A 23,873-nucleotide genomic window follows, 5' to 3' on the forward strand; every position below is an offset into this window, starting at 1 on the left:
TGTTCAATGGTCAGCGCTGTCAAGACGCCGTGTATCAGTTGCTGCGAGCGGCACCGAATGCCAGTACCGCCTTGAGCAGCCGATCGATATCGACCCGCGTGCTGCGGTGATTGACGATGGCCGCGCGGATCGCTACTTGCCCCAGTATCGTCGTGCTCGATGGAGCGGCTAGCCCGGACTCGTGCAAATCGGCGACGATGTCGCGATTGACCTGATCGGCATCGCGGCAGCGGTAGCGAAAACATACGATATTGAGGCTGACCGGTGCCAGCAATTCCAACTCGCTGGATTGGCCGATCTGTTGTTTCAGGTACTGTGCCAGCTCACAGGTATGCGCAATCATCTGGCCGAGCTTTTCTGTGCCATACACTTGGATGGTGAACCAAGTTTTGAGGGCGCGAAAGCCGCGCGACAGGTCGGGGCCGAAGTCGCAAGGCCAGGGCGAACCGCCGGCCAAGCCGCGCACTTCGCGGCGCAGATAGGCGGCCGGTGCGGCGAAGGCGGCTTGGTGGATGCCGCCATCACGAACTAACAAGAAGCCGGCGTCATACGGTACTTGACCCCATTTATGGAAATCAAAGGCGATCGAATCGGCGCTTTGTATTCCGCTCAGCAGTGGGGCGATACTCGGTGCCAGCATACCCAGCGCCGCATAGGCACCGTCGATGTGAAACCAGATTTTTTCACGCGCAGCGATCGCGGCCAGTTCCTGCAAGGGGTCGATGGCACCGACATCAACACTGCCGGCGGTGCCGACGATGAGGAAGGGTTGCAGTCCGGCGGCGCGGTCGGCGGCGATGGCGGCAGTCAGTGCTGCCGTATCGATGCGATGCGCGGCATCGCTGGGAATACGGCGCAAAAAGCGGCTGCCGATACCGGCCAGATCGATGGCTTGGGCGATGCAACCATGCGCTTCCACTGAGGTATACGCGCACAACTGGCGCGCTGCCGCATGTAAGCCATCTTGGCGGACGGCGGTGCCGAGCGCAGTGGTACGGGCGATGAGCACACTCATCAGGTTCGCCATCGAGGTGCCGGTGACGAAAATACCGCTGGCGCTGGCTGGGAAGCTGAATAATTCGCGCATCCAGTGGACGATTTGGCGCTCCACTTCGAGCGGCATTTGATCGCGCCCACCGAGATTGGCATTCAGACCGGCCGCCAGCATTTCGGCTAACATGCCGACCGGTGTGCCGCCACCCTGCACCCAACCCATGAAACCGGGATGGGTATTCCCTGCCGCGTAAGGCAAGATATCGTGCATGAATGTGCTGTGGGTCTCGGCCACGCTGTGCGGCTGCGTCGGCAGTGCTTGTGAAAAACCGGCACGTACTGCCGTCGGAATCGCTTGCCACACTGGGCGCGTGCGTAGGTGTTCAAGGTAATCGAACATATCATCGAGCATCAGATGGCCTTGTGCACGCAAAGCGCCCCAGTCATCCGGATCGAGGCTGGTGGAGCAGTCCGGGTCGGTGTGTCTAGCCTTAGGCAGCGTATCCATTTGATCATTGTAAAAAGTCAATGTCTGATTATCGCACCACGGGCAGAACTTGGGCAAATATAAAAACGCCGCCACCGCGTCCTGCTTGGTGCAGGCGCGGTGGCGGCGTACTTTTACTTAATTACTTAATTACTTATTTACTCAGCGCCCATTTCACGAATCAGCGCATCGGCGTGGTCGACATGTTTCATGACCCATAAAATGTAACGCAGATCGACTTGAATCGAACGTGTATTGGCCGGGTTGTAATCCCAGTCGGAGATGATGGAATCGAGCGTGCCGTCGAAGGCCAGGCCGATCAGTTCACCGCGCGCATTCAAGGCCGCTGAACCGGAATTGCCGCCGGTGATATCGAGCGTGGCCAGATACGCGACCGGTACTGCTTTCAGGTAAGGGTCGACATACTTGCCAAAGTCTTTGGCTTTGATGGCGGCCAATTCCGCGGCCGGGGCATTGAATTCGCCGCTGCCGGTGGCTTTGGCGCTGATGCCGGCCAGCGTCGTGAAGGCCGACCAAGCCATGCCATCGGCACCGCCGTGGCCGCGTCCGGCCACGCGGCCGAAGGTGACGCGCAGCGTGCTGTTGGCATCGGGGTAAATGGCTTGTCCTTGGCTTTCCATGTAAGCGATTTTGGCTTGCATGTAGTTGGCATAGGCTTGCTGAATTTTCCCGGCCAGTTCTTCCTCGGCAGCTTCGCGTTTGAGATGGCCGGCATACATGGCCACGGCGGTTTGGATGAAGGGGTCGTGGCTGGCGCGGAATTGTTCCGGCGTTTTAGTGAGCCAGGCGCGGCGCAGTGCCGGGTCATTGAGCTCGCTGGCGGCATACAAGCGATCGAGGCGCGCACTCAGGGCGGCGTCCGACATACCGGCTTGGATGCCGAGGGCGGCATCGAAAGCGGCATCGTGTTGCGCTGCCGGGGCGGCGGCGTAGTGTTTCAAATTATTGAACACCAAGGCTTGATCGACCTTGGCCACATAGCTGCGTTCGATTGCATCGAGCGAGGCTTGGATGCGCGGTAAATCGCGTACTTGGTAGCCGGCTTTGCGTGCGCTGTCGGGTTGGCGGCTTTCATTGGCCAAGCGGTACAGGTCATGCGCGCGTGCGAGCAGGCGTGGGAATGAGCGATCGAGGTAAAAATCGCGTTGCTCGCTGGCATCGCGTTCGCTGATCAATTGCTCGATCCGGGCGATGTCGGCACCATAGGTTTGGCGGCGCGTGGCATCGCTGTTGACCCAGCTTTTGAGGGCTTCATGTTGGCTGGTTTTCCGGGCCAGGAAATCGCTGTTGGCATAACTCTCGAGCATGCCTTGGCGATTTTTATAGTAATTATTGATGCCGGCAACTTGGCTGGCATACTTGAGCTTGGCATCGGGGTCGCTGGCTGTTTCGCGCGCGATGATGGCCAGTGCTTCGGCCGAGGAACTGACATAGCTCGGATAGCTCCAACTGAAGGTATGCGCGACTTCCGATGGTAAGCGATGGCGATTGGTGCGGCCCGGGTAGCCCAGCGCCATCACGAAATCGCCTTCTTTGAGGCCGTCTTTGGCCAGTTTCAGGAAGTGCTGCGGTAGGTAAGGGACGTTGTCTTTATTGTAGTCGGCGGCCTTGCCGTCTTTGCTGACGTAGGCGCGATAAAAACCATAGTCGCCGGTATGACGCGGCCACATCCAGTTATCGGTGTCGCCACCGAATTTACCTATGCCTTCGGCCGGCGCATGGACCAGACGGACATCGCGAATTTCCAGCTGCTTGATCAGATAATAGTCGAGCCCACCATAGTAAGGGTAGACCGTGCAGCGATGGCCAACATCGGCTTCGCACGCGGCCACCAAGGCTTTGCTGTTTTTTTCGATGGCATCGAGGCGGGCTTTGCCGCTCAGTGTGGCGACCTGCGCATCGATGACTTTGCTACTGACCTTATTAACTTCTTTGGTGACGAAAATACGTGCGCCCGGCGCGGCTGGCAATTCTTCGCTCAATTGATGTGCCAAAAAACCATTGGCCAGCAAATTGTTAGCCGGCGTGGAATTGTGCGCCACGCTGCCATAGACGCAATGATGATTGGTGATCACCAAACCTTGCGGTGAGACGAAGGAGGCCGAACAACCGCCGAGGCTGACGATGGCACCCATAGGGAATTCAGTCAGCTTGGTGAGCGTGGCGGGGTCGAGCTGCAAACCGGCGGCGCGCAATTGCGCGCTGACTTGCGGTAATTGTTGTGGCATCCACATGCCTTCATCGGCTTGGGCAACACTGCTGATGACTTGCAGGGCCAGAGGAATTAATATCTTTTTCATCATTATCCAAAGGTAAGGAGGGTCAACATGGCATGCATGATGCCGGCTTGTGGCCAGCAAGTCATTGCCAATCATATATCTTTTTTCATTGGTGCGAAGGGTAGAGACCACTAGCTTGCTTGGAAAGTTCAAAAAAATATCACTAGAATGCTACGGCGGCCAGCCGGCGCACGCTCAAGCCATCTCTACGCAGCGCAATAGTATGATGCAAACGTCAAAAAAAAACACCGAGATAGTGTAAACTCGAATGATGCAAATTTATTCAGCGCTTTTGGCTGCCGGATCGTATCTGGCCTTGCTTTTCATTCCTGCTTCGCGGCCTCGCTTGGTACTCGGGCTGAGCCTGTGCGCGTGGTTGCTGCACGGAAGCTCTCTGGTTTTGAATGTGTTTGCCGACAGCGCCTTGCGCATTGGCTTTGCCGCGATGTTGTCGTCGGCGCTATGGATCACGGTCGCCGTGTATTTGCTGGAAAACCGTAATTTCTCTTTGGTGGCGATGAAGTGGCTGATCTTTCCGCCGGCAATCGTGTTTGTCGTCTTGCCGGTGTTTTTCCCCGGACAACTGATCTCGCTCAGCGGTAAAACCTGGATGTTTCCTTGGCATGTAGCGGTGGCCTTGCTGGCTTACAGTACCTTAACCATCGCCGCCTTTCACGCCGTTATCATGCGCCTGCAAGATAAGCACTTGCATAAATTGCGCGTGCGCCCGCTGCCGGTTTGGCTCGTTGCGGTGATCGATACCTTGCCGGCGCTGCTGACCATGGAAAAAATTTTGTTTCGTTTGATTTTCCTCGGATTTTGTTTGCTGACGTTGACGGTACTGACCGGCGTCGTATTTTCCGAGCAATTTCTTGGCGTTGCCTTCAAGTGGGACCATAAAACTATCTTGTCCTTATTGTCTTGGCTGCTGTTTGCTATTCTGTTGGCAGGTCGGCACTGGCGTGGTTGGCGCGGTAAGACTGTACTCAGTTTTACGCTAACCGGCTTTCTGAGTTTGCTGCTGGCGTATGTGGGAAGTCGTTTTGTTTTGGAAGTATTGCTGCACAGGAGTTTGGTATGAGATTATTGGTTTGGTTGGCCTTGGCCTTCCTGGTGATTTTAGCGTTGCGCAAAAAAGGTCGTGGTAAGCCTGAAGCCGACCCGGTTCAAGCAGCGCCTGCGCCGCCGGTCGGTCGGCCAGCGGCTGGGGCCGAGGCCGAGGATATGGTGTGCTGCGCGCATTGCCATATTTATTTGCCGACTTCGGAAGCCGTGTTTCGTCATCAAGAAACTTACTGTTCATCGGCGCATGCCGAACTGCATTGACAGCGCGCGCGCCTGAGCCCATGTCGGCTCTGTTGGCGGAGTTTTTGCGGCCGACGCCATCGTTCTGGCGTTCGCTGCAAACCCTCAATATCTCGCGCATCATCGTAGCATTGTGCCTATTGTTTTTGTTGAATTTGCGCAGCGGTCGGGAAGTCTGGGCGTTTGCTCATATGGCCGCTCGCGACATCTGTTTTTTTTACTTATTCAGCAGTATCGGCTATACCGTCCTCAAATTGCTGCATACGCGGCATTTCATTATCCAGCTCTTCAGTCAGATCGCCCTCGATATTATCGTCATCGCTTCGCTGTATCTGGCTTCCGGCGGTGCCAAAGGCGGTTTGAGCATTTTGTTTTTATTTCCACTGGCTGGGGTGGCGATCTTATCGCCCTTGGTCTGGGCCTTCTTTTTTTGTTCCCTCGTCAGCCTGCTGTTATTGATCGTCGCGCTGTATCAGTCGTTTGAATTCGATGACGGCAATCTGCTGTCGCAAGCCGGTTTGTTCGGCGCTTCATATTTTGCTGTTATCTACGTGGTCAATCGTTTGGCCAGTAATTTGATACGCCAGGAACAATTGGCCGATCAGCGCGGTGCCGAATTGGCAGTACAGCAGGAAATTAACCGAGTGGTGATCGCCGATATGGGCGATGGTATTTTGGTGCTCGATCAGGGTGGTGCCATGTTCGAAATCAATCCGGCTGCCGAGCGCATGCTGGGGGGGAATTTGCACCAGCAAATGGTTGGGGTCAAGTTGCTCGATGTGCCGGCTTTGCGGCCGATGGTCGATGCACTCACTGATCTCAAAACTGCAGGTATGGCGGGAGCGGCTGGCCGGATATCTTTTGTGTCGATTTCGTGTTCCCCGGATGAAGCGAAAGCTTCACTGCGTTCCGGTCTGACTCTGCCTGGCACGGCCGGGCGCCCCGAGCATGTGCAATTTGTTACGCATCTCAAATTACGCTTCATCGGCGTCGCCGAGCTTGGCAAGCGTGTCGATGTCGGCACTGGCCATATTATTATATTCATGCAGGATGTGTCGGATATTGAAAATCAGGCACAGCAATTGAAATTGGCATCGATGGGCCGGCTGACGGCCAGCATTGCGCATGAAGTCAGAAACCCCTTATCATCGATCTCGTATGCTGCGGCACTGCTCGGCGAGGATATCGCCCAACTGCCGACGCCGCAGTTGCAGGCCATGCGCTTGCTTAAAATTATCGATGACAATGTGGCACGTTTAAATCAATTGATCGAAGATATACTGAGGTTGTCGCGCAAAGCACGCAATGATGTCGCACCCTACTGGCTCATGCAAGTGGTGCGCGAATGTGTCGACGATTTCATCGAAACCAAGCAGGTATCGGTGGCCTTGGTTCAGATCGGCAGCGCGGCGGATTTTCAAGTTAATTTTGATCCCGGACATTTATTCGAGATCGTCGCCAATCTGTTGTCGAATGCGCTACGCTATGCCAGCGGCAAACCAGGCAGCATCTGCCTGTATGCCACGGTCAACGCCAGCGGACGCCAAGAGTTACATATTCAAGACGACGGCCCGACCATCAGCTATGATGTACGGGCGCATTTATTCGAGCCTTTTTACACTACCTCGCGCATGGGTACCGGTTTGGGCTTGTATATGGCACGTGAATTATGTCTCAATAATCAGGCACTGCTGGACTACGAATACAGGGTTGACTCGGACAAGCTTGAGCCGAGCGGGCGGTTTGTCATCACTTTTTCGGGAATGAACGCATGAGCATGATTGGCACCACAAACTGCCCGCGTATTTTGGTGGTGGATGATGAGGCGCATCTGCGCGAACTGCTGGAAATTACTCTCATCAAGATGGGGCTCGACGTCGACAGCGCCGCAACGGTCGGCGCGGCGCGTGTGTTTCTGGCCAAAAATACTTATGCGCTGGTATTGACTGATATGCGTTTGCCCGATGGGCACGGCATGGAATTGGTCGATGAGGTCAATGCGCTGTATAAAAACACGCCGATCGCCGTGATTACCGCCTTCGGCAGCGCCGACAATGCCGTTGTGGCGCTCAAGGCCGGGGCCTTCGATTACGTCTCCAAACCGGTAGCATTGGAACATTTGCGCAAGCTGGTACGTTCGGCGCTGGAACTGCACACCGCGGTAGCGACGCCGGCACCAAGTAATCCGGTTGCCGCTTCATTTTTGATCGGCCAATCGGCCGGCATGCAGCAAGTTCGCGCGCAGATCGTGCGGCTGGCACGCAGCATGGCACCGGTCATCATTACCGGCGAATCGGGCAGCGGCAAGGAACTGGCAGCGCGAGAAATTCATGGCAGCAGCGCGCGCGCGGCGCAAGCTTTCATCGCCGTCAATTGCGGTGCGATTCCGGAAATGCTGATGGAAGCAGAATTTTTCGGCTACCGCAAAGGCGCGTTCACGGGAGCCACGGAAGACCGCGAAGGGTTTTTTCAAGCGGCTAACGGCGGCACCTTGATGCTCGATGAAGTGGCCGATTTACCGTTGGCGATGCAAGTCAAATTATTACGCGCGATACAGCAGCGCAGCATACGTAAGGTCGGCGCGACGGCCGAAGAAGCGGTCGATGTGCGTATCATCAGCGCCACCCATCAGGATTTGGCCAGTTGCGTTACCCAAGGGCGCTTTCGCCAAGATTTGTATTACCGTCTCAATGTGATCGAGCTGCATCTGCCGCCTTTACGCGAGCGCCTGGAAGATGTGGGCGAATTGGCTGCTGCCATCTTAGGTAAGTTCGGCGGCAGCGAGGTGGCGATTTCCGCTGCGGCCTTACAGCGCCTGGGCACCTACGGATTCCCGGGTAATGTGCGCGAGTTGGAAAATATTCTGGAACGGGCGATTGCTTTTGCCGATGATGCCTGCATCGAGGTCGATGATCTGGTGTTGCGGACGGTCGCGCCGGCCGGGTTGGAAAATCTGTTCTGTGCGCCGACTTTACCCTGCATGTTACCGGATTTTTTAAGCAATTTGGAACGCGAGATGATACGCCGCGCCTTGGTACAAACCAATCATAACCGCACTCAAGCGGCCGATTTACTCGGTGTCAGTTTCCGGCAGTTGCGCTATCAAATACAAAAACTCAAAATTGACGAGTAAGGCGCGCCAGCGGCAGCAACACACTTCCACGAAATCATCGTTCTCCATCGTTTGCCCTGACTTGTTAGCGCTTACTTACCCAATGCGCCCGAGTTTTCTGGACGCTCTCGAAAGTCAATTACCAAATAGGAATTTTTAATAAAATATAATTCCTTTCTTGGGCGGAAAATTGGTTGCATAGGCGGAGGGTTGGGTACTACAATTAGGGCTATTCGAAAATTGTGTACTACATGTAGTGGTTTGGTTTTTGTTTCAGCTTGTTTAACCATGCCTACTTGTTGGCGATTTCAATTGAATTCAACATCCTGACACTACCTGATTTTTCCCGTGATCAGCGGTCCGTACTGATGCGTAATACCCGAACTAACCCCGAGCGCCGCCTTGGTCTGTGATGCAGATATGAGGCAGCAAGAACTAACCGATTCCGGAGGCATAATGCACCCTTCCACAGAAACATCGATTCCTACTTCATTGAGCGGCGCTGCAGGCAGCGCTGTAGCGACTGCTGCAACTGCCGGCGGCAGTTACAGCGAATTTCGCGTGATACGACGCAATGGTGCGGTGGTTGGATTTGAACCGTCGAAAATTGCGATCGCCATGACCAAGGCCTTTTTAGCCGTCAATGGCGGCCAAGGCGCGGCCTCGGCGCGCGTGCGCGAATTGGTCGAGCAGTTGAGTGCGGCAGTCGTGACGGCGCTGTTGCGTCGCCAACCAAGCGGTGGCACCTTCCATATTGAAGATATCCAGGATCAGGTCGAATTAGCCTTGATGCGTTCGGGTGAGCATGATGTGGCGCGCTCTTACGTGTTGTATCGTGCCAAGCACCAGGAAGAACGCCGCTTGCAGCGCGCGGCGCAGCAAGCTTCGCAAGCGCAATTGCCGCAGATTCATGTGCTCATCGATGGCCAACGTGCCGCGCTCGATATCGAACAAGTGCGTGCCTTGATCACGGCAGCCTGCGTCGGTCTAGATAAATTGGCCGATCCGGAAGCGATACTGACGGAAACCCTGAAAAATCTGTACGACGGTGTACCGGTGGAAGAATTGCATAAGTCAGCGATTCTGGCCGCGCGCGCATTGATGGAAAAAGAGCCGGCCTACAGCCAAGTGACGGCGCGTCTGTTGCTGCATACGATTCGTAAAGAAGTGTTCGGTAAAGAGGTTGCTCAACAGCATGCAGCGGGCGAATACCTGACTTATTTTCCGCAATTCATACAAAAAGGCATTGCTGCCGAATTACTCGATACCAAGTTGGCCGAGTTTGATCTGGCGCGCTTGGCACAAGCCTTGGTCGCTGATCGCGATCTGCAATTCAGTTACATCGGTTTGCAAACCCTGTATGACCGTTATTTCCTGCACATGCGCGGTACCCGCATCGAAATGCCACAGGCGTTTTACATGCGGGTGGCGATGGGCTTGGCATTGGAGGAACAAGACCGCAATGGCCGTGCCATCGAGTTCTATAATTTGTTGTCTAGCTTCGACTTCATGAGTTCGACGCCGACTTTGTTCAATGCCGGCACCTTGCGCTCGCAATTGTCGTCTTGCTATCTGACCACCGTGGCCGATGATCTCGGCGGTATCTATGATGCGATCAAGGAAAATGCCTTGCTGGCGAAGTATGCCGGCGGTCTCGGTAACGACTGGACACCGGTGCGTTCGCTCGGTGCCCATATTAAAGGTACCAATGGCAAATCGCAGGGTGTGGTGCCATTCCTGAAAGTAGTCAATGACACGGCGGTCGCGGTAAACCAAGGTGGCAAGCGCAAGGGTGCGGTCTGCGCCTACCTCGAAACCTGGCATATGGATATCGAGGAATTTCTCGATCTGCGCAAAAACACTGGCGATGACCGTCGGCGTACGCATGATATGAATACGGCGAACTGGATTCCCGATCTGTTCATGAAACGCGTCATGGAAAAAGGCGACTGGACTCTGTTCTCGCCTTCCGATGTGCCGGATTTGCATGATAAATTCGGTAAGTCCTTCGAAAGCGCCTACCTCGCTTACGAAGCGCAAGCCGCCAGCGGTGAGTTGGAACTGTCGAAAAAAATCCCGGCCTTGGATTTGTGGCGCAAGATGCTATCGATGCTGTTCGAAACCGGGCATCCTTGGATCACGTTCAAAGATCCTTGCAATATTCGTTCTCCGCAACAACACGTCGGCGTGGTTCACTCGTCCAACCTGTGTACTGAAATCACGCTCAATACCAATGACAGCGAGATCGCGGTCTGCAATTTGGGTTCCGTGAATATGCCGGCGCATATGAAAAACGGCCAGCTCGATCACGTCAAGCTGCAAAAGACCATACGTACTGCCATGCGCATGCTCGATAACGTCATCGACATCAACTACTATGCGGTGCAAAAAGCGCGTGATTCGAATTTGCGTCATCGTCCAGTTGGTTTGGGCATCATGGGTTTCCAAGACTGCCTGCACATGATGCGTGTGCCGTACGCCACGATGGAAGCGGTACAGTTCGCCGACACCTCGATGGAAGCAGTGTGCTACTACGCTTATTTGGCTTCGACTGAATTGGCGGAAGAGCGCGGCACCTACAGCTCTTACCCTGGTTCCTTGTGGGATCGTGGCATTCTGCCGCAAGATTCGCTGCAATTATTGGCCGATGAACGCGGTGGCTATCTGGAAGTTGATTTTTCTTCGAGTATGGATTGGTCGCTGGTGCGCAATCGCATCAAGCAATATGGCATGCGTAATTCGAACTGCGTTGCCATTGCACCGACGGCGACTATTTCGAATATCATCGGCGTCTCGGCCTGTATCGAGCCAACTTATCAGAACTTGTATGTCAAGTCTAACCTCTCGGGCGAATTCACCGAGATCAATGAACACTTGGTGCGCGATTTGAAAGTGCGTGGCTTGTGGGATGAAGTCATGATTGCCGATCTCAAGTATTTTGACGGCAGCTTGGCCAGAATCGACCGCATCCCTGAAGATTTGCGCCAATTGTATGCGACCGCGTTTGAAATCAGCCCATCGTGGTTGGTGGAAGCCGCTTCGCGTCGCCAGAAGTGGATCGATCAGGCCCAGTCGCTCAATATTTACATGGCCGGCGCTTCCGGTAAAAAACTCGACGAAACCTATAAGCTGGCTTGGTTGCGCGGTTTGAAAACGACTTACTACTTGCGCACTATCGGTGCCACCCATACCGAAAAATCGACCTCGAAAACCGGTGCACTCAATGCCGTTAGCGTGGATGGTGCCAGCAGCAGTTACCACGCTGCGCCGGCAGTAACGGCGGCAGCGGAACCGGATGGTCCGGCCTGTATGTTACGTCCAGGCGACAGCGGTTTCGAAGAATGCGAAGCTTGTCAGTAATTGTTTTGCTACGTTGCAGTGCAACGTAGTGCCTCTCTCAATTGAAGGAATGAAGAAATGTTATCTTGGGACGAAGAAGTAACGCCAGCCACGCTACCCCAACCGGCCGTGCGTATCGATACCACGCCAGCGGCACCGGTTGCGCCGCTGGTCGAGCAAGTCAGTACGGAAGATGTGGCGCGGCGCGTGAATGCGGCTGATAAACGTATCATCAATGGTCAGACCGACGTCAATCAGTTAGTACCATTCAAATACAAATGGGCTTGGGATAAGTATCTGGCCGGTTGCGCTAACCATTGGATGCCGCAAGAAATCAATATGCAGCGTGATATTGAACTTTGGAAAAGCCCGAATGGTCTGACCGACGATGAGCGCCGCTTGGTTAAGCGTAACCTCGGTTTCTTTGTGACGGCCGATTCCTTGGCAGCAAATAATATTGTGTTGGGTACTTATCGTCACATTACTGCGCCGGAATGCCGCCAGTATTTGTTGCGCCAAGCTTTTGAAGAAGCCATTCATACGCACGCGTATCAATACATTGTCGAATCGCTGGGGCTTGATGAGGGCGAAATTTTCAATGCTTACAATGAAGTCGAATCGATTCGTGATAAAGATCAGTTCCTGATTCCTTTCATCGATGTCTTGACCGATCCGGAATTCAAGACCGGCACGACGGAAACCGATCAGACTTTATTGCGTTCGTTGATCGTCTTCGCTTGTCTGATGGAAGGCTTGTTTTTCTATGTCGGCTTCACGCAGATTTTAGCGCTCGGTCGGCAGAATAAAATGATGGGCGCGGCTGAGCAGTATCAATATATTTTGCGCGATGAATCGATGCATTGTAATTTTGGGATCGATCTGATCAATACGATTAAGATGGAAAATCCGCATTTGTGGACCGCTGAATTTCGCGATGAAATTAAATCGTTGTTTTTGCGTGCGGTGGAGTTGGAATATCGCTACGCAGAGGATACAATGCCGCGTGGAGTGTTAGGATTGAACGCTCCCATGTTCAAAGGATATCTGCGCTTCATTGCAAATCGACGCGCACAACAAATCGGTCTGGATGCGATGTTCCCTCATGAGGAAAATCCATTTCCGTGGATGAGCGAAATGATAGACCTGAAAAAAGAGCGCAACTTTTTTGAAACACGCGTGATTGAGTATCAAACCGGTGGAGCCCTCAACTGGGAGTAGCAGCTGATAATACACAGCGCCCCCGGTTCCCTGCAAAGGAATGCTCATGGTTTGCACAAGATGTAAAACCCGAGAGGCCTGACCAAACTGAATGGACAGTCAAAGATTACATTACTCTGAACTGTTAGTGCCGCAATACCTGGCAAGGCCGGGTCTTGCGGTTTTTGGCTTTGTACCCGGGGTTTTTCAGCCAGCATAGTAACAGCAGCGTTTTTTTAAGCTGCGTTTTTTAAATTGATTAATGGGTTGAAAGCGGACAGATTTGCGCCTGCCGCTGGACTCGACAGTAATAGTAAGGGCAGCGCACGAGCTGTCGTGATGCGGGCGCGGGTGAGGGCGGATGTTGCGCCGCACACTGTGCCGCACACGGCTTCGGCCTTGCCACCCATATGGCTCAAGTGCTGCATTGAAAGAGGGGATGCAGCAGTTGAGCCGGTTCCGGATTCATTAGCGCAAACAGCATGCATGTTTGTGCCGATGAATAATTCGCTTGAAAGGATAGAGCGGATTTAATTTTTATATGATTTTTTCCATCTCGATCGAAGGAGAAACAAAATGGCAACAGCACCGAAAATGTCGGCAAGCGAAGCTGCAGTGAAGAAACCTGTAGCAAAAAAAGTCGCAGCAAAACCTGCTGCGGTAGTTAAACCAGTTAAAGCAGTGAAAGTCGCTGCGAAAGCTGTCAAACCGACGAAAGTCTTAGCCAAGCCGGTTAAAGCAGTCGCTAAGCCAGCGCTTAAAAAAGTGCTCGCTAAAGTCGCCGCTAAGCCGGCTGCTAAAGCTGCAGTGAAACCTGTCAAGGCAGTCAAGGCTGTGAAAGCAGTCGCCAAGCCAGTGAAAGCAGTGAAAGCAGTGAAAGCAGCTAAGCCAGTAAAAGCTGTGAAAGCTGTAAAAGTTGTGAAAGCAGCCAAGCCAGTCAAAGCAGTCAAAGCAGTCAAAGCAGTCAAAGCAGCAAAACCAGCAAAACCAGTCAAGGCTGTGAAAGCGCTCAAAGCAGCCAAGCCTGTGAAAGCAGTTAAAGCCGTCGCGAAGCCAGTGGCTAAAAAGGCGCTGGCAAAAGCCGCAGCAAAACCAACTGCCAAAGCAGTCGCCAAAAAAGCGCTCGCGAAAGTAGTCGCCAAACCAGCAGTGAAAAAAGCAGTCGTCAAACCGGTCGCTAAAAAAGCGATCGCTAAAGTCGCCGCCAAACCTGTTGCTGCGGCAAAAAAAGTAGCGGCAGTTGCTAAAACAGCCGTGAAAAAAGTCGCCGTCGTTAAGAAAGCCGTTGCTAAACCAGCGGTCGTTGCTAAAGCCGCCCCAGCTGCCAAACCGGCAGTCAAGAAAGCCGTAGCCAAACCAGCCGTTAAAAAGCCGGTAGCAAAAAAAGCCGCGACATCTGACGTCAAAACTGTTGTCAGTGCGAACGCCGCATGGCCTTTCCCAACCGGAATTCGTCCGGCGTAATTCGTTATGCTTGGATGCCCGGACGGTTTGAGGCACAATACCCACTGCGTGATTCTGTCACCCGGTGGGTTTTTTTTAATAAAGGCTATGTGTGTTGCAAGATATTTTCAGCTTTATCATTGATGCGGTGACCGGCTTGTTAGCTGGTTTTTTACTCTTGCGCTTCTGGATACAGGCGCAGCGTTTGCGGCCGCCAGCACCCTTGGCACAGGCAATTTTTCAGATGACGGATTGGTTGGTGCATCCGATGCGCCGCCTGGTGCCGGGTTTTCGCGGTTACGATTGGGCCAGTTTGATCGCGGCGCTGTTGGTCGCGCTGGTGTCGGTGGCGCTGTCGTTTGCCTTGCGTGCGCAGTTTCCGCCGCTGCTCATCGCCAGCTTGGCTTTCTTTCGCATTGTGCAGTGGGGTTTGTACGGCTTGATGGCCTTGCTTGTGCTTGAGGCGATTTTCAGTTGGGTCAATCCGGCTGCACCCTTGGCACCATTCATCCGTGCCCTCAATGCGCCGCTGCTCGCGCCGCTGCGCCGGGTCTTGCCGGCCTTAGGCGGTCTCGATTTTTCGCCTATGGTGGCTTTGTTGCTATTGCAAGTTGGCTTGCGTATTGTCAGTGAGTTGCAAAACACTTGGCTCTTGCAACTCGTCGCTCGGTAATCGCCTTAATCGCTGCTTGTTATTGGTGCGGCACCGCTTGATTGCCGCACGACTAATGTCGATGGCAGCATTTCACGTCGTAACGGGGTTTCCGGGTAGGCGATGCGGTCGACTAAAATTTGCGCCGTCAATTGGCCTATGGCATGTTTGGGCTGGGCAATCGTGGTCAGCGGCGGCGTACTGAATGAAGCCAAAGCAATATCATCATAACCAACCACAGACAGTTGTTGCGGAATGCTAAAGCCAGCTTGCGTGGCGGCGCAGATACCACCGATGGCCATCAAATCATTACTGGCAAAAATAGCCGTTGGCCGTTCCGGCAGGGCTAATAGTGTTTGAAAGGCGAGAAATCCGCCTTGGCTGGTGAAGTCGCTGTGGACCAAATAGCTGTCGCGATGGGCAATGCCGGCTTCGCTCAGTGCACGTTGGTAACCGGCCACCCGCCCGCCGCTCGGCAGCAGCGTATCGGGTCCGGCGACGCAGGCGATACGGCGATGTCCGAGACCAAGCAGATAGCGCGTCGCATCGTAGCCACCCTGTACATGATCGGCTTCAATAAAGTCGGCCAGCACACCGCTTACTTCGCGATCGACCAAGACTTTCGGTATCCCTTCATCGGCTAGCAATTGCGTTAACTCTTCATCGCTACCGGACGAAACCAGAATCAAGCCATCAATCCGTTTTTCCATGAGCACGCGCACATAGGCGGCTTGCTTCTTGGGATCATCGTCAGAATTACACAAAATAATGTTATAGCCGAGTTTGAACGACGCCGCTTCGATTCCCTGTATCACTTCGGCAAAATACGGGTTAGAGTTGTTCGGAATCATCATGCCGAAGGTATGGGTGCGATCGTTCTTGAGGCTGCGCGCAACAGCACTGGGAATATAACGCAACTCCTTGATCACCGCCAGCACGCGCGCGCGCGCTTCGTCGCTGACAACGCGGGTATTATTGATCACATGAGATACGGTAGTGGTGGAGACGCGCGCTTTGAGCGCGACCTGCTTCATGGTTGCCATAACATTCCTGCCTTTCTGTTGTCGGATTATGCCGTAGGATAGGTATCGGAGTGCGGGGTTTTTGTAACTTTAATGAAAAGGATCAAACATGTCTGAATTGGTGATTCGCAATGCCACCCTGCCCGATGGGCAACACGGCATCGACATCTTGGTGCGCGACGGCCGCATTGCCGCTATCGGCCCGGCACTGGCGGTATCTGATTGTCCTGAACTCGATGCCGCTGGCGATTTACTCAGTCCACCATTTGTCGATGCGCATTTCCACCTCGATGCGGTGCTCAGCCTCGGCTTGCCGCGGCATAATCAATCCGGCACCTTGCTGGAGGGCATAGAATTATGGGGACTCTGACGCAAGATGCCTTGATTGCGCGCGCGCTGCGTTACTGTGATTGGGCCGTCGGCAAAGGCTTGCTGGCGATTCGTTCGCATGTCGATATTTGCGATGATCGTTTGCTGGCCGTCGAAGCGATGTTGGAGGTGCGGCGCTTGGTTGCACCCTATCTCGATTTGCAATTAGTAGCGTTTCCCCAAGATGGACTGTTGCGCAGTAAAAATGCCATGACGAATTTGCGTCGTGCGATTGCGCTGGGAGTCGATGTGGTTGGCGGCATTCCGCATTTCGAACGCAGCATGGCTGAGGGGGCAGAATCGGTACGCTTGCTGTGCGAGTTCGCGGCGGAACAAGGCTTGCGTGTCGACATGCATTGCGATGAGTCGGATGATCCACAATCGCGCCATATTGAAAGCTTGGCCTTTCACAGCCATCGACTCGGCATGCAGGGTAGGGTGGCGGCATCGCATCTGACCTCGATGCATTCGATGGATAATTATTATGTCAGTAAATTACTGCCGCTGATACGTGAGGCTGGCGTCGCTGCGATCGCCAACCCGCTCATCAATATCACACTGCAAGGGCGGCACGACAGCTATCCGAAACGACGTGGCATGACGCGAGTACCGGAATTGATGGCGGCCGGAATAGATGTCGCGTTTGGTCATGATTGCGTGATGGATCCGTGGTACAGCCTCGGCAGCGCCGATATGTTGGAAGTGGCGCAGATGGGTTTGCATGTAGCGCAGATGACCGGGCGTGCCGCCATGCGTGCCTGCTTTGCCGCGATCACGACGACACCGGCGCGTATCCTCGGGCTCGAAGGCTATGGTTTGCAGCTCGGCTGCCACGCTGATTTTGTCATTCTCGATGCCGGCGATACGATCGAAGCCTTACGTTTGCGGCCGGTACGCCGTTACGTGATACGGCGCGGCGTCGTGATCAGCGCAACGCCGCGCGTGCAAACGCAATTGCATTTGCCGCAGCGGCCAGGGCAGGTGAATTTTCGCGTGTAAGCGTGCTTTGCTTATGCTGCCATCTGCGCAAAAGCTGTCGCCGCAATCGCGATGGTGGCGTCGATGATGGCTTCATCATGCGCAATCGAGACGAAGCCGGCTTCGAAGGCTGAGGGGGCCAGATAGACGCCGGCGTCGAGCATGAGATGGAAGAAGCGATTGAATTTTTCTTTGTCGCTGGCCATCATGGCGGCATACGAGTCTGGAATGCTGGCGGCGAAATACAGGCCGAACATGCCACCGACGGCATCGGCGCAAAATGTGACGCCAGCGGCGGCGGCCGCTGCCGATAAGCCATCGACCAAGCGCCGTGTGCGTTGGCTCAGCAGTTCATGGAAGCCCGCTTGCTGTATGATTTTCAGCGTGGTCATGCCAGCCGCCACCGCCACCGGATTGCCGGACAAGGTACCGGCTTGATACACGCCGCCCAGCGGTGCCATATGCCCCATCAATGCGGCGCTGCCGCCGAAGGCCGCCACCGGCAAACCGCCGCCGATGACTTTGCCCATGCATACCAGATCGGCGACCACACCATACAGCGCTTGTGCACCGTGTAAGTCGACGCGAAAGCCGCACATGACTTCATCGAAAATCAGAATACTTTTATGTTCGGTACATAAACGGCGCATGGTGGCGATGAATGCTGCGCTCGCGCGTATCAGGTTCATATTACCGGCGATAGGCTCGACGATGATGCAGGCGATTTGGTCGCCGATGCGGGCGAATACTTCTTCGAGTTGCTCGCAATTGTTATAGTCGAGCACCAGCGTGTGTTTGCTGAAATCTTCCGGCACCCCGGCCGAGGTAGGATTGCCGAAGGTGAGTAAGCCGCTGCCGGCTTTCACCAACAAGGCGTCGGCATGGCCGTGGTAGCAGCCTTCGAATTTAATGATTTTGTCGCGTTTGGTGGCGCCACGTGCCAAACGCAGCGCGCTCATGGTCGCTTCCGTACCGCTCGAGACCAAGCGCACTTGTTCTATGCCCGGTACCAGTCGGCAAATTTCTTCGGCCATCAAGACTTCGCCTTCGGTCGGCGCACCGAAACTCAGGCCGCGTGCCGCCGCCTCTTGTACCGCTGCGACTACCTCAGGATGGGCATGGCCGACGATGGCCGGGCCCCAGGAACCGATGTAGTCGATGTAACGTCGATCTTCGGCATCCCAGAAGTAGGCACCTTCGGCACGGCGGATGAAACGCGGTGTGCCGCCGACTGAACGAAACGCTCGTACCGGCGAGTTGACGCCGCCCGGAGTGGTTTTCTGGGCACGGGCAAACAGGATTTCATTATTGTTCATGGTAATCACTTTGGATAAAATAAGGAGTGGCAAGCGCAGGTCGCCTGAGCGCGCGCTTGGCTTAGTCGCTTTCGCGGGCCCAGAAATACCGGTCGGGAATCATTTTTCCCATACCCAGTTGTTGCGCATGGCTGACTGCAGCTTGGGTGAATTCTTGTGCTTCGAGTACTGCTTCGGGAATTTCCAAGCCATTGGCCAGTAAAGCCGTGATGGCAGCCGATAAGGTTGACCCGGCCCCGGCAAACGAACCGGGGATGCGCGGCCATACGTCTCTGCGTACTTGGCCGGTTTCGCCAAAGAGGGTGTTGGCGACCTCGCCGGTCGCACCGGGCGTGCCGGTGACGAGCACAAATTGGCAGCCGGATTCGATCAGGGTCATGGCATCAACGCTTAAGTCGTCGGCTTCGGCTTCGGCATTGTCTTTCCAAGTTTCGGACAGGCGCGCCAGCTCGACCGCCGAAATCAGCAACAGACCGGCCTGAGGGATCAGTAATTCGCGTATCGCCAGCGCCAAGTCTTCGGCTTCTGGGATTTGTTCGGTCAAGGCGGTATTGAAGGGATCGAGAACCATGGGAAAATCGGGGTAATCAGAAACGATTTCGGCGATCACCGTGACATTCTCGACGCTGCCGACTTGCCCGACCTTGAAGGCGGTGACGACCATGTCTTCGAGTATGGTGCGTGCCTGTTCATCGACCAAATCGGCTTCCATGCCGTGAATGCTGTCGATCTGCGCGGTGTCACCGGTGAGAATGGCGGTGACGATGGGCAGGCCATGACAGCCCATGGCTGCGAATGTGGCTAAATCGGCGAATAAACCGGTGGCGGCAACCGGATCGGCGGCGCCGAAGCTGACAATAAGCGGAGAAATTTGGTTTTGCACGTTGGGTAGATTACTATAGCCGGTTGGGTTGATTTGCATCTGCGCGTCAGATGGGGACTTGGTAAGTTGAATATTTTACTTGATTGAAGGGTTTTAGTCGTGATTGATAATATAAGCACAAGCGTAAGCACCAGCGCAAACGCCGGCGGGGAATGGAAAACGTGGATGTGCCTGATCTGTGGCTGGGTCTATTCCGAAGAGCAAGGTTTGGTCGATGAAGGCATCGCTGCCGGTACCCGTTGGGAAGATGTGCCGATGAATTGGACCTGTCCGGAATGCGGTGCACGCAAAGAAGATTTTGAAATGGTGGTAATTTAACCGCGTTTTTGTATTTTTTTGGTTGGCTTTAAAAGTTTATTGTTGGAAAAACAGGCGCTACGGCAACTTTCTTTGTTAGAGTGGCAGCTTGCTACTACTCAATGTGAAGAGATGATTTTATGTCAATTTCGGCTAGCGATGAAAACTTGAAGATCATGGTGATCGACGACAGCAGTACGATACGTCGGTCGGCCGAGATCTTTCTCGGGCAAGCCGGATATAAGATTGTGCTGGCCGAAGATGGCTTCGATGCTTTGGCAAAGATCAATGACTCGCATCCGGATTTGATCTTTTGCGACATCCTCATGCCGCGGCTCGATGGCTATCAAACCTGCGCCTTGATTAAAAAAAGCGCCAAGTTTCGCGATACGCCGGTGATCATGCTGTCGTCTAAAGATGGGCTGTTCGATCGCGCCCGCGGTGCCATGGTCGGTTCGGACGAATATTTGACCAAACCGTTTACCAAAGACAGCTTGTTGAAAACGGTAAGGAATTACACCTCTGCATCGAACACGAAGTAAGCTTTCAAACATGGCGCTGCCACTTGGCGGCGTCGATTATTCCAGTTTTAAGTAAGGTAAGACATATGGCTATTCAGAAAATTTTAGTAGTGGATGACTCGCCGACAGAGCGCTATTTTCTGACCGACGTGCTGGTCAAGCACGGTTTTTCCGTTTCGACTGCAGAAAACGGCGAAGAGGCCCTGGCTAAAATCAAGGCTGATAAACCGCAACTGATCTTGATGGATGTGGTCATGCCAGGTCAAAACGGTTTCCAAATCACGCGCGCGATCGCCAAAGATCCGGAAACACAAGATGTGCCGGTGATTATCTGCACGAGTAAAAATCAAGAAACAGACCGTATTTGGGGGTTGCGCCAAGGTGCACGCGATTATTTGGTTAAGCCTATCGATCCGCAAGAATTGTTGGCCAAAATAGCCGCGCTCGGTTAAGCGCTGCGGTGTAGATCAGCGGTCTGACCTACACCGATTTCTTATCAGTCAGACCCTCTCGGATCCGTTCATGCCCCAGAATTTGAATGACCCTGTCGTTGTTCCTGTAGAAACGAAACAAGCTCCCCGTGGTTTGCGGCGCACGCGCTTGCGTGAATTTCAGGCGCAGTTGGTCGAGCGTATGCAGGCAGCACAACGTGGCGACTTTACCCAGGTTAATCAGTTGGGTATCTTGGTCGGGCCCTTGCGCTACTTGTTGGATTTGCGCGAATCCGGCGAAATCGTCAGTACCGGTTCGCTGATGTCGGTTCCTCTGACTAAAGACTGGTATGTCGGTTTGTCGAATATTCGCGGTAATTTGACCAGCGTCGTCGATTTGCCACGTTTTCAAGGACATGATGTGACCAATCGCGATGCCAGTTCGCGCATTGTCGCTTTTGCTCCCGCTTTGGCGTTCAACAGTGGCTTGTTGGTTTCGCAGGTGTTGGGCTTGCGTAATATTGCTGATATGGAAGAAGTCGTCTTCGACCAGCATGGAAACGATCAGCGGGCGTGGTTATCGCGCAAATTCCGCGATCGGGATGGAAATTTTTGGTACGCACTGAGTCTGTCGGTCTTGCTACAAGATCAGGATTTTTTGCACATAGGCTTATAGGGAAGCGCGGCGCAGATTCCAGCGGGCAAGGCCCACCGGGATTTATGCGGCGTCTGGTGCAAAAGTGATTTTGCAACTGTTGCGGTTTATCACATTCAGTTTGTATTTCAAGCAAAACTGAAAGTTTGTCCATCGTTTAGGAGACTCAGTAATGGCATTTAATCTACCGTTCTTGTCCAAAAGAAAAGAAAATCCGACAATCGACGGAGCAGAAGTGGTGGCACGATCTTTTGCGAATGCGAATGCGAATGCGGATGCCGTCGACGTGGAAGAAGCGAGCAATGTGAAGATGCTCACGCCTGACGCCGCCCCCGCCGCCTCATTCACTCGCCAAGAAAATCGCGCCGATGCGACCTTCATCGGTGATGCGCTGGAAAAAGGCGGCGATCTGCGCTTGCCACTGATCGGTGCGATGAGCTTGCAGCAGCAAATGCGCGTGCTCTCGATTACCATGGCGCTGGCGCTGGTAGCCGGGGCGTTTTTCGTTTGGCTCAATGCCAGTCAGTCGGCCTTGGTGTCGACTCAGGTGCAGATTGCCGGTGACGTGCTGATGCACTCGCAACGTATCGGTAAAGCGGCACCGAATGCGATTCAAGGTAATGTTGAAGCGTTTAAACAGCTGGAAAACAGTCGCAAAGAAATTAATGCCGATTTGAATATTCTGCTCAAAGGCGGTAATTATCAAGGCCGTAACGTCGACAAGGCCGCTGCCGCGTTTGAACCGGTGTTGATGGAAACAGTGAAAAGCTGGCAAAACTCGAACAAGGCCTCGGAAACGATTTTGCTGCGTCGTAAAGAATTGACCGGCTTTGGTCAAACACTGCAAAAGCTCAATGGTCTCTCGCCGGTATTGTTGGAACTGACCGAACAAATTTCCACGCTCAAAGTACAAGGCGGCGGTTCCGCACGTGAAATTTCCGCCTCCGGCCAGTTGGTTATGTTGACTCAGCGTTTAGGTCGGAGTGCCAATGAATTTCTGACTTCCGAGGGTGTCAATCCGGAAACTGCGTTCTTGCTCGGTAAAGATACCAATACCTTCCGCGATTTGGTTGACGGCTTCCTCAAAGGCAGTGAAGTACTGCGTCTGAGTATGAGTAAAGATGCCGATACCCGCGATAAACTGGAAGAATTGCAAAAGACTTTCGTCGATTATCAAGGCTCGGTTTCGAGCATTCTCGGTAACTTGCAAAACTTTATCGCAGCGAAACAATCTGAACAATTGCTGTTTAATGAAAACGAAGAGTTGAAAGATAAGCTGACCAAGTTGCAAAAGGCTTACACGTCCGAGCAAGATTCGGTCAGCACCTCCTTCTGGCTCATGCTGGTGTCGGCCGCCGTTGCCTTGCTGGCTGCGGTCGGGATTGCCTTGGTTTTGCTGCAGGATAGCCGTAACCGCGCCAAAGAAGCGAATGAACGTCAAAAAGACACGGCTGCGCAGATGATGCAAGCGCAGCAACAAGAAGTCGAGGCGAAGGCAGCAAATGATCAGAATCAGGCAGCGATTTTGCGACTGATGAATGAATTGCAAGAAGTAGCTGATGGTGACTTGACGGTGCAAGCGACGGTGTCCGAAGACATTACCGGCGCGATTGCCGACTCGGTTAACTACACGGTGGAAGAGTTGCGCGGTCTGGTAGGGCGGGTAACCAATACGGCTGAGCAAGTGACGGCGGCGTCGAATCAGGCGCAGAATATTTCGAACGATTTGCTTGACGCTTCGGAACAGCAATCGCGTGAAATTTCTGATGCCGGTCAAATCGTTTTGGCCATGGCGGCCGAAATTACCGATGTCTCGCGCTCTGCCAATGAATCGGCCGAAGTAGCGCGGCAGTCGGTGGTAGCGGCGGAACAAGGCGCGCATGCGGTGGAAAATGCGATCTCGGGCATGAATGAAATTCGCGAACAAATTCAGGAAACTTCCAAGCGGATTAAACGTCTCGGTGAATCCTCGCAGGAAATTGGTGAAATCACTGAACTGATTTCCGATATTACCGAACAAACCAACGTCTTGGCCTTGAACGCAGCGATTCAAGCCGCTTCAGCCGGCGAAGCCGGGCGCGGCTTCTCGGTGGTGGCGGAAGAGGTGCAGCGCTTGGCGGAACGTTCGGCCGAAGCGACCAAACAGATCGGTGCGCTGGTTCGTACCATTCAAACCGATACCCATGATGCAGTGGCGGCGATGGAAAAATCCACTCAGGGTGTGGTCGAAGGGGCGAAACTGTCGGATGCGGCCGGTACGGCTTTGTCGGAAATTCGTAGCGTTTCCAACCGTTTGGCCGAGCTGATTCAAGGTATTTCTCTGGCTACTGAACAGCAAGCTACCTCGGCCAATGGTGTGGCGCAAAATATTCAGCATATTCTGACCATTACCGAACAAACCCAAAGCGGCACCCAACAAACGGCGGATTCCATTAAGCAGCTCGCGATGTTAGCGGAAGAATTGAAAAATTCCGTTTCACGTTTCCGCGTCACTGCCTGATTTTTCCATCTGAGAACCGTTGTCAGGTTCTATCACATTTGCCAGGCGGTGACGGCATGTCATCGCCTCTTGA

18 protein-coding genes and 1 pseudogene are annotated in these 23,873 nt (G+C 53.8%); 14 read left to right on the forward strand and 5 right to left on the reverse strand.

All coding sequences use genetic code 11. The features are described 5' to 3' along the window. Positions 1-34 precede the first annotated feature (34 nt). Complete coding sequence (locus RHM61_RS09055) at positions 35-1,501, reverse strand: pyridoxal phosphate-dependent decarboxylase family protein (RefSeq protein ID WP_322250790.1); 1,467 nt, start codon at positions 1,499-1,501, stop codon at positions 35-37. A gap of 137 nt (positions 1,502-1,638) precedes the next feature. After that, positions 1,639-3,801, reverse strand: a complete 2,163-nt coding sequence (locus RHM61_RS09060; protein WP_322250791.1) for a S46 family peptidase — start codon at positions 3,799-3,801, stop codon at positions 1,639-1,641. Between the two features lie 250 nt (positions 3,802-4,051). Between RHM61_RS09060 and RHM61_RS09065 the strand changes: the two genes are divergently transcribed. The 8 genes from RHM61_RS09065 (at position 4,052) to RHM61_RS09100 (ending at position 14,849) form a co-directional block, all read left to right on the forward strand. Then, on the forward strand, positions 4,052-4,861 hold the full coding sequence (locus RHM61_RS09065; RefSeq protein ID WP_322251075.1) for a cytochrome C assembly family protein: 810 nt from the start codon (positions 4,052-4,054) through the stop codon (positions 4,859-4,861). After that, positions 4,858-5,106 (forward strand): PP0621 family protein, encoded by a 249-nt coding sequence (locus RHM61_RS09070; RefSeq protein WP_322250792.1) that lies wholly within the window; start codon positions 4,858-4,860, stop codon positions 5,104-5,106. The genes RHM61_RS09065 and RHM61_RS09070 overlap by 4 nt, the downstream gene beginning before the upstream one ends. 20 nt (positions 5,107-5,126) lie before the next feature. Next, a complete protein-coding gene (locus RHM61_RS09075; protein WP_322250793.1) occupies positions 5,127-6,860 on the forward strand; it encodes a sensor histidine kinase in 1,734 nt (577 codons plus the stop codon). Next, a complete protein-coding gene (locus RHM61_RS09080) occupies positions 6,857-8,218 on the forward strand; it encodes a sigma-54 dependent transcriptional regulator (RefSeq protein ID WP_322250794.1) in 1,362 nt (453 codons plus the stop codon). The genes RHM61_RS09075 and RHM61_RS09080 overlap by 4 nt, the downstream gene beginning before the upstream one ends. Before the next feature lie 435 nt (positions 8,219-8,653). After that, positions 8,654-11,557 carry a ribonucleoside-diphosphate reductase subunit alpha gene (locus RHM61_RS09085; RefSeq protein ID WP_322250795.1) on the forward strand — a complete coding sequence of 968 codons (2,904 nt, stop codon included), beginning with the start codon at positions 8,654-8,656 and terminating at the stop codon, positions 11,555-11,557. A 57-nt stretch (positions 11,558-11,614) separates the two neighbouring features. Continuing rightward, positions 11,615-12,754 carry a ribonucleotide-diphosphate reductase subunit beta gene (locus RHM61_RS09090; RefSeq protein ID WP_322250796.1) on the forward strand — a complete coding sequence of 380 codons (1,140 nt, stop codon included), beginning with the start codon at positions 11,615-11,617 and terminating at the stop codon, positions 12,752-12,754. A gap of 555 nt (positions 12,755-13,309) precedes the next feature. After that, positions 13,310-14,197, forward strand: coding sequence for a histone (locus tag RHM61_RS09095; RefSeq protein WP_322250797.1), 888 nt, complete (start codon positions 13,310-13,312; stop codon positions 14,195-14,197). Between the two features lie 91 nt (positions 14,198-14,288). Next, entirely contained in the window at positions 14,289-14,849 is a 561-nt protein-coding gene (locus RHM61_RS09100) for a YggT family protein (RefSeq protein WP_322250798.1), read from the forward strand. Between the two features lie 5 nt (positions 14,850-14,854). Here the strand turns inward: RHM61_RS09100 and RHM61_RS09105 are convergent, their stop codons facing one another. Further along, positions 14,855-15,871: a LacI family DNA-binding transcriptional regulator gene (locus RHM61_RS09105; RefSeq protein ID WP_322250799.1), complete on the reverse strand. Its 1,017-nt coding sequence runs from the start codon at positions 15,869-15,871 to the stop codon at positions 14,855-14,857. An 88-nt stretch (positions 15,872-15,959) separates the two neighbouring features. On the opposite strand from RHM61_RS09105, the pseudogene RHM61_RS09110 reads away from it, so the two are divergent. Further along, positions 15,960-17,218 (forward strand): annotated as a pseudogene (locus RHM61_RS09110) (amidohydrolase family protein). An 11-nt stretch (positions 17,219-17,229) separates the two neighbouring features. On the opposite strand, the gene hemL reads toward RHM61_RS09110, so the two are convergent. Next, positions 17,230-18,513 (reverse strand): glutamate-1-semialdehyde 2,1-aminomutase, encoded by a 1,284-nt coding sequence (hemL, locus tag RHM61_RS09115; RefSeq protein ID WP_322250800.1) that lies wholly within the window; start codon positions 18,511-18,513, stop codon positions 17,230-17,232. Positions 18,514-18,574: 61 nt separating this feature from the next. Beyond that, a complete protein-coding gene (locus tag RHM61_RS09120; RefSeq protein ID WP_322251076.1) occupies positions 18,575-19,396 on the reverse strand; it encodes a hydroxymethylpyrimidine/phosphomethylpyrimidine kinase in 822 nt (273 codons plus the stop codon). 165 nt (positions 19,397-19,561) lie between these two features. Here RHM61_RS09120 and RHM61_RS09125 point away from each other — a divergent pair, with 165 nt between their 5' ends. The 5 genes from RHM61_RS09125 (at position 19,562) to RHM61_RS09145 (ending at position 23,800) form a co-directional block, all read left to right on the forward strand. Beyond that, entirely contained in the window at positions 19,562-19,714 is a 153-nt protein-coding gene (locus RHM61_RS09125) for a rubredoxin (RefSeq protein WP_322250801.1), read from the forward strand. 119 nt (positions 19,715-19,833) lie between these two features. Next, complete coding sequence (locus RHM61_RS09130) at positions 19,834-20,235, forward strand: response regulator (RefSeq protein WP_322250802.1); 402 nt, start codon at positions 19,834-19,836, stop codon at positions 20,233-20,235. Between the two features lie 65 nt (positions 20,236-20,300). Further along, positions 20,301-20,666 (forward strand): response regulator transcription factor, encoded by a 366-nt coding sequence (locus RHM61_RS09135; RefSeq protein ID WP_322250803.1) that lies wholly within the window; start codon positions 20,301-20,303, stop codon positions 20,664-20,666. Between the two features lie 70 nt (positions 20,667-20,736). Beyond that, positions 20,737-21,321: a chemotaxis protein CheW gene (locus tag RHM61_RS09140; protein ID WP_322250804.1), complete on the forward strand. Its 585-nt coding sequence runs from the start codon at positions 20,737-20,739 to the stop codon at positions 21,319-21,321. 289 nt (positions 21,322-21,610) lie between these two features. After that, on the forward strand, positions 21,611-23,800 hold the full coding sequence (locus RHM61_RS09145; protein WP_416200231.1) for a methyl-accepting chemotaxis protein: 2,190 nt from the start codon (positions 21,611-21,613) through the stop codon (positions 23,798-23,800). Positions 23,801-23,873: the final 73 nt, after the last annotated feature.

Origin of the sequence: Undibacterium sp. CCC3.4, from assembly GCF_034347425.1 — a bacterium.
Lineage (GTDB): Bacteria > Pseudomonadota > Gammaproteobacteria > Burkholderiales > Burkholderiaceae_D > Undibacterium.

Bases quoted from the DNA above. Each gene is read 5' to 3' on its own strand.
- RHM61_RS09055 (WP_322250790.1), bottom strand. From the start codon at position 1,501: ATGGATACGCTGCCTAAGGCTAGACACACCGACCCGGACTGCTCCACC.
- RHM61_RS09060 (WP_322250791.1), bottom strand. From the start codon at position 3,801: ATGAAAAAGATATTAATTCCTCTGGCCCTGCAAGTCATCAGCAGTGTT.
- RHM61_RS09065 (WP_322251075.1), top strand. From the start codon at position 4,052: ATGCAAATTTATTCAGCGCTTTTGGCTGCCGGATCGTATCTGGCCTTG.
- RHM61_RS09070 (WP_322250792.1), top strand. From the start codon at position 4,858: ATGAGATTATTGGTTTGGTTGGCCTTGGCCTTCCTGGTGATTTTAGCG.
- RHM61_RS09075 (WP_322250793.1), top strand. From the start codon at position 5,127: ATGTCGGCTCTGTTGGCGGAGTTTTTGCGGCCGACGCCATCGTTCTGG.
- RHM61_RS09080 (WP_322250794.1), top strand. From the start codon at position 6,857: ATGAGCATGATTGGCACCACAAACTGCCCGCGTATTTTGGTGGTGGAT.
- RHM61_RS09085 (WP_322250795.1), top strand. From the start codon at position 8,654: ATGCACCCTTCCACAGAAACATCGATTCCTACTTCATTGAGCGGCGCT.
- RHM61_RS09090 (WP_322250796.1), top strand. From the start codon at position 11,615: ATGTTATCTTGGGACGAAGAAGTAACGCCAGCCACGCTACCCCAACCG.
- RHM61_RS09095 (WP_322250797.1), top strand. From the start codon at position 13,310: ATGGCAACAGCACCGAAAATGTCGGCAAGCGAAGCTGCAGTGAAGAAA.
- RHM61_RS09105 (WP_322250799.1), bottom strand. From the start codon at position 15,871: ATGGCAACCATGAAGCAGGTCGCGCTCAAAGCGCGCGTCTCCACCACT.
- hemL (WP_322250800.1), bottom strand. From the start codon at position 18,513: ATGAACAATAATGAAATCCTGTTTGCCCGTGCCCAGAAAACCACTCCG.
- RHM61_RS09125 (WP_322250801.1), top strand. From the start codon at position 19,562: ATGTGCCTGATCTGTGGCTGGGTCTATTCCGAAGAGCAAGGTTTGGTC.
- RHM61_RS09130 (WP_322250802.1), top strand. From the start codon at position 19,834: ATGTCAATTTCGGCTAGCGATGAAAACTTGAAGATCATGGTGATCGAC.
- RHM61_RS09135 (WP_322250803.1), top strand. From the start codon at position 20,301: ATGGCTATTCAGAAAATTTTAGTAGTGGATGACTCGCCGACAGAGCGC.
- RHM61_RS09140 (WP_322250804.1), top strand. From the start codon at position 20,737: ATGCCCCAGAATTTGAATGACCCTGTCGTTGTTCCTGTAGAAACGAAA.
- RHM61_RS09145 (WP_416200231.1), top strand. From the start codon at position 21,611: ATGCTCACGCCTGACGCCGCCCCCGCCGCCTCATTCACTCGCCAAGAA.